Source organism: Azospirillum sp., from assembly GCF_035627195.1.
Lineage (GTDB): Bacteria > Pseudomonadota > Alphaproteobacteria > Azospirillales > Azospirillaceae > Azospirillum.
In genome coordinates, this window is sequence record NZ_DASPMG010000376.1 from 1 (window position 1) to 8,199 (window position 8,199).

Below are 8,199 nucleotides of genomic sequence, written 5' to 3' on the forward strand. Positions count from 1 at the left end.
GGCCGGCGACCCGCAGACCAAGGGCTACGGCGGCCCCGCGGCGCGCGCCGCGGTGCTCGCCAAGCTCTCGTCGATGATCGGGAAGGCGTGACGGGCCGGGTGTCGGACGTTGGGTCAGGGCCGGGCCGGGATGGTGAGGCCGCGCTGCACGGCCGGCCGCGCCAGCCCGCGCTCCAGCCACGCCGGGACGTGGGTCAGCTCGCTGTACGCCACCAGATCGCCGGCGCCATAGAAGCCGATCAGGTTGCGCACCCAGCCCAGCAGCGCGATGTCGGCGATGGTGTAGTCCTCGCCCATGATCCAGGCGCGGTCGGCCAGCCGCCCTTCCAGCACCCCCAGCAGGCGCTGCGTTTCCGCGCGGTAGCGCTCCAGCGGGCGCTTGTCCTCGATCTCGCGGCCGGCGAACTTGTGGAAGTAGCCGAGCTGCCCGAACATCGGACCGACCGCCGCCATCTGGAAGAACACCCACTGAATGGTCTCGTACCGCCGGGCCGGGTCCGTGGGCAGGAACTGGCCGGTCTTCTCGGCGAGGTACAGCAGGATGGCGCCGGATTCGAACAGCGCCAGCGGCTGGCCGCCTGGCCCGTCGGGATCGATGATCGCCGGGATCTTGCCGTTGGGGTTCAGCGACAGGAACTCCGGCGTCCAGGTCTCGTTGGCGCCGATGTCGATGGTGTGCGGCTCGTACGGCAGCCCGGTCTCCTCCAGCATGATGGAGACCTTGACCCCGTTGGGCGTGGGCAGCGAATAGAGTTGCAGCCGGTCTGGATGCTTGGCCGGCCAGCGCTTGGTGATCGGGAAGGCGGAAAGATCGGGCATCCGGAACTCCTGGGGGAAACGGCGCCGGGCAGCGCCCGGCGGGACCGTGGGATGAGGTGTTTCTCGCGCGGCAAATTCCAAGGGGGTAGGGCGCCGCCCCGTCATGCGACGTCGTATGGCGGGCCGGATTGACGCAAGCTGCACCCCGAAGCTTGACGCGCTTGCGTCAAGTGCGCGAGTGTGCCCCCGGCACGGCAATCCCTTCCGGAGGTTCGATGAACGGCGACGATCTGCGCGCCATCCGCGAACGGCGCGGCGAAGACCAGCAGGGCTTCGCATCCTGGCTGAACGGCCAGCTGAACCGGCGCTACGACCGCTCCCGCGTCAGCCGGTGGGAGAGCGGGGCGGAACGCATTCCCCAACAGGTCGCCGCCTTCCTCAAGCCGTCGGCGCCGACGGTTCCCCAGTTCAGGCCGCAGCGCCGCGTGGTGCTGGCCATCGCCAACCAGAAGGGCGGCGTGGGCAAGACGACGACCGCCGTCAACCTCGCCTTCGCGCTGTCCACGCTGGGCCTGTCGGTGCTGCTGATCGACGGCGACCCGCAGGGCAACGCCACCGTCCACCTGGGCCAGGACCCCGGCGAGATCGAGGTGGCGCGGCGCGGCCTGTACAGCGTGCTGCGCGGCGGCCAGCCGTTCGACAGCATCCTGGTCCCGGTGTGCGGCGGCGCCTTCACGCTGGCGCCGTCCAGCATCGGCCTCGCCGCGGCCGAGACGGAGCTGGTGGCCGAGCCCGACAACTCGTTGGTGCTGAAGGAGATGCTAGCAGAGGTGAAGGGGCGCTACGACGTCGTCGTCATCGACTGCCCGCCCAACCTGGGCCTGCTCACCATCAACGCGCTGGCGGCGTCCGACCTCGTGCTGATCCCGGTGCAGACGGAGGTGTTCGCCGGCCTGGGCGTGCCGCTGCTGCTGGAAACCATCGCCAAGATCCGCCGCCGCTCCAACCCGTCGCTGAACGTTTTCGGCATCCTGCCGACCATGTTCTCCTCCCGCCTGACGCAGGACCAGGCCAGCCTGCGCGAGATCCAGGCGCATTACGAGGGGCGCACGCGCGTGCTGGCCGCGGTGCCGCGCGCCACCCTGTTCGCCCAGGCGTCGGGCGCCGGCCGGCCGGCCATCGAGGCCGACCCGCGCTCCAACAGCGTGCGCGCCTACGCCGATCTGGCGCGCGAGCTGGCCGCCCATCTTCAGGATGCCCCCCAGGACAGCAAGGCCTCCCATGTCGCGTAAGCTCGAACGCACCAGCACGCAGATCTTCCAGAAGGCGGCACAGCGCGGCGGTGACGCGCTGTTCGGCCTGTCGGCCGATTTCCCGCGGCTGATCGAGGTGGACATCGCCCGCGTCCGGCGCAACCCCGACCAGCCGCGCAAGCGCTTCGATGAGGACAGCCTGCATGAGCTGGCGCAGTCCATCGAACGGCACGGGCTGAAGCAGCCGGTCCTGGTGCAGGAGGCGGATGATGGCGCCTACCGGCTGGTGGCCGGGGAGCGGCGGCTGCGCGCCTGCACCCTGCTCGGCCGCAAGACGATCTTCGCCATTGTCACCGAGGGCGACCCGGACGAGCTGGCGCTGATCGAGAACATCCAGCGCGTCGACCTGGACGCCGTGGAACAGGCCGGCGCCTTCGCCCGCCTGATCGAGCGGCACGGCTACACGCACGAGGCGCTGGGCCGCGTCATCGGCCGCAGCCAGGCCGACGTGACGCGCACCCTGTCGCTGCTGCGCCTGCCGGACGAGATCCGCGCGGAGTACGAGGCGCAGTTCCGCGGCGTGCCCAAGAGCGTGCTGGTGGAGGTGGCGTCGGTCGACGACCCGGACCTCCAGCGCCGGCTGTGGAACGCCGTCAAGGACGGCGGCACCGTGAAGGCGCTGCGCGAGGCCAAGCGCGCGGGCGGCGTGGCGGGCAAGCCGGCGCCGGCACCGGTGGTCCGTCTGGTGGCCGCCGCCCAGCGCATCGCCAGGGATTTCGCCGCCATCGACGAGCGGAGTCTGCGCGACCAGCGCGCCCGCATCGACGCGGCGCAGCGGGCGGAATTGGAGCGCCTGCACCGCCTGCTGGGGGAACTTCTGGGCTGACGGCAGGGGCCTTGGACGTCCGTCAGAAATCCGTGATCGAGCTTTCCTCGCGCAGGCGGCGAAAGGCCGTGGCGATGCGGTCGCTGAGGTCGCTCACGCGCTCGGCATCGGCGGCCGAGAAGGCGCGGAGCAGGCCCAGCATCTCCTCATCCATCTTGGGGAACAGGCGGGCGACGCTGCGGACCACCTCGCCGTCCTCGCTTTCGTCCGGCGTCACCTCCTCCACCAGGATGCGGAAGGTGCGGCCGCGCATGACCATGGCCGACAGCGCCTTCAGCCAGCCGGTGGAGGACGGGCAGAAGTAGCTTGGGTAGATCAGGCGCCCCTCCAGCTCCCAGCGGCGGGTGCGGGCGTCGGCCAGGGCGACGACGGCGTTGGCGTCAAGCCCGGCGAAGCGGCGCGCCTCCTCAAGGTGGTCGAGGACGCCTTCGATCACCCAGCGCGTGATGATCTCCTCGTCGTCGTGCATGTGGGTGTCGTCTCCTGTCCGGCCGGAGGCAGACCACACCACGCGGGCGCGCGCCGGACAACCGCTTTTGTGGGGGAGGTGTCCGCCGGAAGAGTGCCTAGGGCCGCCCGGACGGGCCGGCGGACAGGACGAGGCCGGCCGGCTGCGTCGCCGGGAAGGCGGCGTCCTTCAGCACGCCGATCAGGCGCGGGGCAACCCGCTCCAGCGTGAACAGCCGCTCCACCTTGGCGCGCCCGGCCATGCCCATGGTGTGTCGCAGCGCCGGATCGGCGCGCAGGGTCTGCACCGCGCGGTACCACTCCTCCGGTGTCTCGGCCAGGAAGCCGTTGACGCCGTGTTCGACGATGTCGCGGTTGACGCCGACCGGCGAGGCGATCACCGGCTTGGCGCAGGCCATGTACTGGATCAGCTTGTAGCCGCACTTGCCGCGTTCCCAATGCGTGTTGGAAAGCGGCATGATGCCGATGTCGAAGGTCCTGATCTCCTCGACCTCGGTTTCCTCGCTCCAGCCCAGGCGGGCGGCGTCCAGTTCGGGGACCACGTTGTCGTTGGCGCCGACCAGCACGAGGCGCGCCGATCCTTCCGAACACACCCGGCGCAGCGGGTCCAGCACCAGCCCCAGGTAGCGTGCTGTGACCGGCGACCCGATCCAGCCGATGGTCAGCGGGCCGCTGCCGTCCGTGTCCTGGGGCGCGCCGTAACGGCTGAGGTCGATGACCGTGGGCAGCACCTCCACCCGGCCGGCGCCGGCCGCCAGCGCGCGCGCGGCGAGGTAGGAGTTGCCGACCGTCACCGCCGCCGCCTGCTGCATGATGCGGTCCAGCTTGTGGCCCAGCAGTGCGCGCACGAAGCGCTGCGGGTGGCTGTCGTAGACGTGGAACCAGGCGTCGTCATAGTCGATGACGTAGGGCGGCGCCCATTTCAGCAGCAGCCGCTCGAAGCCGTAGGGCAGCCAGGGCAGCAACTCCTTCTCGATCCACAGCAGGTCGTGCCGGCGCAGCGCCAACATCTGCACGATGCGCGTCAGATACGCGCGCATGACCATGCTCAGCGGCCGCTCGCCGCTCCGGTAGAGCGACGACAGGTAGCTGTCGGGCAGCAGCGGCGAGACGTCCACATCGATGCCGTGCGCCGCCAGCTCGGGCAGAAACTGATAGTACCGGAGCCGGCTGGACGAGCCGAGCCGTGCGTAGCGCGACAGCAGGAGGACGCGCATCCGCTTGTGGGAGACTATGTGCTGCATCGCCGAACGCTACCCCGGCAATTCCGTTCGTGCAACCGGCGCGGTGGCGTATGCGCAACAATCGAACGTATTCCCCTCCCCCGCGGGGCGGGGAAGGGGCGTGCGTCGGGCGCGGGTCAGACGGTCTGGAACCAGCCGCCGGTGACGTCGGCGGGGGCCACGCCCACCAGCACCACCTTCATCCCGTTGCTGAAGGTGACCAGCGCGCCGCCGTCGGTGGCGGCCGTGCTGTGGGTGATGCTGTTGTTGATCACCATGCGGTCGCCGTCGGCGAAGCTGAAGTCGCCGATGGTGTCGGTTCCCGAGCCGTCGATGATGACGAAGCGGTCCGCCCCGGCGCTGCCGTACAGCAGGTCGTTGCCGTCGCCGCCGTACAGCGTGTCGGAGTCGAGGCCGCCGTACAGGCTGTCGTCGTCGCGGCCGCCGTAGAGGATGTCGTTGCCCTGGCCGCCGTGCAGCCAGTCGGTGCCGTTCTCGGCGGAGATCGTGTCGTCTCCCATGTTGCCGTAGAGGAAGTCGTTGCCGTCGCCGCCGAACGCCATGTCGTTGCCCTGGCCGCCGTACAGCGTGTCGATCCCGGCCCCGCCGCTCAGCAGGTCGTCGCCCTTGTTGCCATAGATTATGTCCATGTCGTCGCCACCGCACAGCGTGTCATTCTCGTTGCCGCCGCGCATCAGGTCGTGGCCGCCTTCGCCGTACAGAACGTCGTTACCGTCGCCACCATCGACGGTGTCGTTGTGGTCGTCGCCGCTTATCGTATCGTCGCCAGACTCGCCGAACATGGCATCCTGGCCGTATCCTCCGGCCATCGAATCGTTACCGATACCGCCGACAATGTTGTCTTCGCCGGCATCGCCGTGCAGCGTGTCGTTGCCGCCCAAGCCTCGCACGGTATCGTCGCCGTCGAGGCCGCGCAGTGCCTCGTCCCCGGTGCCGCCCTCGATCAGGTCATGTCCCGACGTCGGTGGATTCGCCATGTCCCCTTCTCCACAAGACCGCTAGGTTGTTTGTGGCAAACATAAGACAATCGGAAGATCTTGTCTCCGAAATTGGGCGGCGTAGGAGGCTATGTCACACGGCCAAGGACACCGGAGGAGATAGGCTCCACCGCCCTGGCGGCGCACGCACGGCTTGACGAGGGGGTGTGCGGTCCGGCAACACTCCGCCCGCGCCCCGACCCTTCAGGATTCGTCGTATGGACATCCAACGCCTCGCCATCCCGGACGTTCTCGTGCTGAAGCCGGCGAAGTTCGGCGACGAGCGCGGGTTCTTCTCCGAGACCTACAACCGCCGGCGCTTCGCCGAGGCGGGCATCGACCTGGACTTCGTGCAGGACAACCACGCCCGCTCGGCCCAGGCCGGCACCGTGCGCGGCCTGCATTTCCAGACGCCGCCCTTCGCGCAGGACAAGCTGCTGCGCGTGGTCAAGGGCGCCGTGCTGGACGTGGCGGTGGACGTGCGGCACGGCTCGCCCACCTACGGCAAGCACGTGGCGGTGGAACTGAGCGAGGGGGCATGGAACCAAATCCTGGTGCCGGTCGGCTTCGCGCACGGCTACTGCACGCTGGCGCCGGACACCGAGGTGATCTACAAGGTCTCCAACTACTACGCGCCGAAAAACGACGCTGGCATGCTGTGGAACGACCCGGACCTGGGCATCGAGTGGCCGGTGCGGCCGGAGGACGCCCTCCTGTCCGACAAGGACCGCGTCCTGCCGCGCTTCGCCGATCTGCCCGTGCACTTCACCTACGCCGGCTGAACGCCGTGAGCGCGCCGCGCCCGACGATCCTCATCTCCGCCGACGCCCCGCCGCCGCGCCTTCTGGACAGCGCGCTGGGTCCGTTCCGTCTGCTGGCCCGGCACGCCTTCCCCATCGTGCAGATGACCCGGCGCGAGGTGGCGGCGCGCTACCGCGGCTCGGTCGCCGGGGTGCTGTGGTCGTTCGTCCAGCCGCTCCTGATGCTGGGCGTCTACACCTTCCTGTTCGGCGTGCTGTTCCGCCCGCGCGCGGCGGCCGCCGCGCCGGCCGGCACGGTGGACTTCGCCGAGACGCTGTTCGTCGGGCTGATCCTGCACGGCATGCTGGCCGAATGCCTTGGCCGCGCGCCGACGCAGATCCTGGGCAACCCGAACTACGTGAAGAAGTTCGTCTTCCCGCTGGAGATCCTGGCTTGGCCGATGGTGTTCTCGGCCTTGGTGCAGCTGGGATTCGGCGTGGCGGTGCTGCTGGTCTGGCACGTGGCGTCCTGGCAGGCGGTGCCGTGGACGGCGCTGCTGCTGCCCGTCGTCGTGGCGCCGATGGCGGTTCTGACGGCGGGGCTGGTGTGGTTCCTGTCGGCACTCGGCGTCTTTGTGCGCGACGTCGGGCAGGTGATCGGCCTGTTCGTGACGCTTCTGATGTTCCTGGCCCCCGTCCTTTACCCGCTGGAGGCGTTGCCGGAGACGGTGCGGCCGTGGGTGTGGCTCAACCCGCTGACGCTGCCAGTGGTCGAGGCGCGGCGGGTTCTTCTGCACGGTCAGGTGCCGGACTGGGGTGCCCTGGGCCTCTACACGCTGGCGGCCTTCGCGGTGGCCTGGATCGGCTACCATGTGTTCGCGCGGCTCAAGCGGGCGTTCGCCGATGTCATCTGATACGCTATCCGATTCCGACGTCGCCATCCGCGTGCGCGGGCTGGCCAAGCGCCACCAGCTCTATGGCCAGCCCACCGACCGGCTGAAGCAGCGCTTCGCCCGGCCGGGCGTGCGCCACTACAAGGAGGTGGTGGCGCTCGACGACGTCAGCTTCGACGTGATGCGCGGCGAGACGGTGGGCATCGTCGGCCGCAACGGCTCGGGCAAGTCGACGCTGCTCCAGGTGCTCAGCGGCACGCTGCGCCCGACCTCCGGCACGGCGGAGATCCACGGGCGCGTGTCCGCGCTGCTGGAGCTGGGCGCCGGCTTCAACGGCGACTTCACCGGCCGCGAGAACGTCTACATGAACGCGGCGATCATCGGCCTGACACGCGAGGAGATCGACGCGCGCATCGACCGCATCATCGCCTTTGCCGACATCGACGACTTCATCGACCAGCCCGTGCGCGTCTATTCCAGCGGCATGTACATCCGCTTGGCCTTCGCGCTGGCCATCTCCGTCGACCCCGACATCCTGATCGTGGACGAGGCGCTGGCCGTCGGCGACGAGGCGTTCCAGGCCAAGTGCTTCGCCCGTGTGACCGAGTTCCAGAAGCAGGGCGGCACGCTGCTGTTCGTCAGCCATGACCCGCGCGCGGTGGTGCAGTTCTGCAAGCGCGCCCTTCTGCTCGACCACGGCCGGCTGATCCTGGCCGGCGCGCCGAAGACAGTGATCACCCAGTACCAGCGCCTGCTCTACGCGCCGGTCGAGCAGCGCGATCAGATCCTCCAGGAAATATCCGGCATGGGCGAGGCGGCAGGCGGCCAAGCGGCCGAGGCGCCGCCGGAGCCGGAGTCGAACGGCGTGGCGGCCGTGGACGGCGGCGATCCGTTCCACGACCCCAACCTCGTGGCCAAGAGCCGCACCGAGTACCCGGTCAACGGTGCGCGCATCGTCGACCCGCGCATCGAGACGCCG

The 8,199-nt window shown here is 69.6% G+C and carries 9 protein-coding genes; 5 read left to right on the forward strand and 4 right to left on the reverse strand.

Annotated elements, in window-relative coordinates:
* Nucleotides 1–114 precede the first annotated feature (114 nt).
* On the reverse strand, nucleotides 115–819 hold the full coding sequence (locus tag VED21_RS32965; protein WP_324890130.1) for a glutathione S-transferase N-terminal domain-containing protein: 705 nt from the start codon (nucleotides 817–819) through the stop codon (nucleotides 115–117).
* Between the two features lie 215 nt (nucleotides 820–1,034).
* On the opposite strand from VED21_RS32965, the gene VED21_RS32970 reads away from it, so the two are divergent.
* Both VED21_RS32970 and VED21_RS32975 read left to right on the forward strand, forming a co-directional pair.
* Nucleotides 1,035–2,051 (forward strand): AAA family ATPase, encoded by a 1,017-nt coding sequence (locus VED21_RS32970; protein ID WP_324890131.1) that lies wholly within the window; start codon nucleotides 1,035–1,037, stop codon nucleotides 2,049–2,051.
* Complete coding sequence (locus VED21_RS32975) at nucleotides 2,041–2,898, forward strand: ParB/RepB/Spo0J family partition protein (RefSeq protein WP_324890133.1); 858 nt, start codon at nucleotides 2,041–2,043, stop codon at nucleotides 2,896–2,898. Before VED21_RS32970 ends, VED21_RS32975 begins: the two co-directional genes overlap by 11 nt.
* Before the next feature lie 22 nt (nucleotides 2,899–2,920).
* On the opposite strand, the gene VED21_RS32980 is transcribed toward VED21_RS32975, so the two are convergent.
* The 3 genes from VED21_RS32980 to VED21_RS32990 all read right to left on the reverse strand — a co-directional run bounded on the left by VED21_RS32980 (nucleotide 2,921) and on the right by VED21_RS32990 (nucleotide 5,587).
* Nucleotides 2,921–3,367, reverse strand: coding sequence for a hypothetical protein (locus VED21_RS32980; RefSeq protein ID WP_324890135.1), 447 nt, complete (start codon nucleotides 3,365–3,367; stop codon nucleotides 2,921–2,923).
* Between the two features lie 97 nt (nucleotides 3,368–3,464).
* The gene (locus VED21_RS32985; protein WP_324890137.1) at nucleotides 3,465–4,610 is read right to left on the reverse strand and encodes a glycosyltransferase family 4 protein; all 1,146 of its coding nucleotides are present in this window, start codon (nucleotides 4,608–4,610) and stop codon (nucleotides 3,465–3,467) included.
* A gap of 116 nt (nucleotides 4,611–4,726) precedes the next feature.
* A complete protein-coding gene (locus VED21_RS32990; protein ID WP_324890139.1) occupies nucleotides 4,727–5,587 on the reverse strand; it encodes a calcium-binding protein in 861 nt (286 codons plus the stop codon).
* 218 nt (nucleotides 5,588–5,805) lie between these two features.
* Between VED21_RS32990 and rfbC the strand changes: the two genes are divergently transcribed.
* From rfbC to VED21_RS33005, 3 genes are all read left to right on the forward strand, one after another.
* The gene (rfbC, locus tag VED21_RS32995; RefSeq protein WP_324890141.1) at nucleotides 5,806–6,369 is read left to right on the forward strand and encodes a dTDP-4-dehydrorhamnose 3,5-epimerase; all 564 of its coding nucleotides are present in this window, start codon (nucleotides 5,806–5,808) and stop codon (nucleotides 6,367–6,369) included.
* Nucleotides 6,370–6,374: 5 nt separating this feature from the next.
* Complete coding sequence (locus VED21_RS33000; protein WP_324890143.1) at nucleotides 6,375–7,241, forward strand: ABC transporter permease; 867 nt, start codon at nucleotides 6,375–6,377, stop codon at nucleotides 7,239–7,241.
* Nucleotides 7,231–8,199: ABC transporter ATP-binding protein (locus VED21_RS33005; RefSeq protein ID WP_324890145.1), on the forward strand; the 969-nt coding region annotated here is incomplete at its 3' end. The genes VED21_RS33000 and VED21_RS33005, both read left to right, overlap by 11 nt.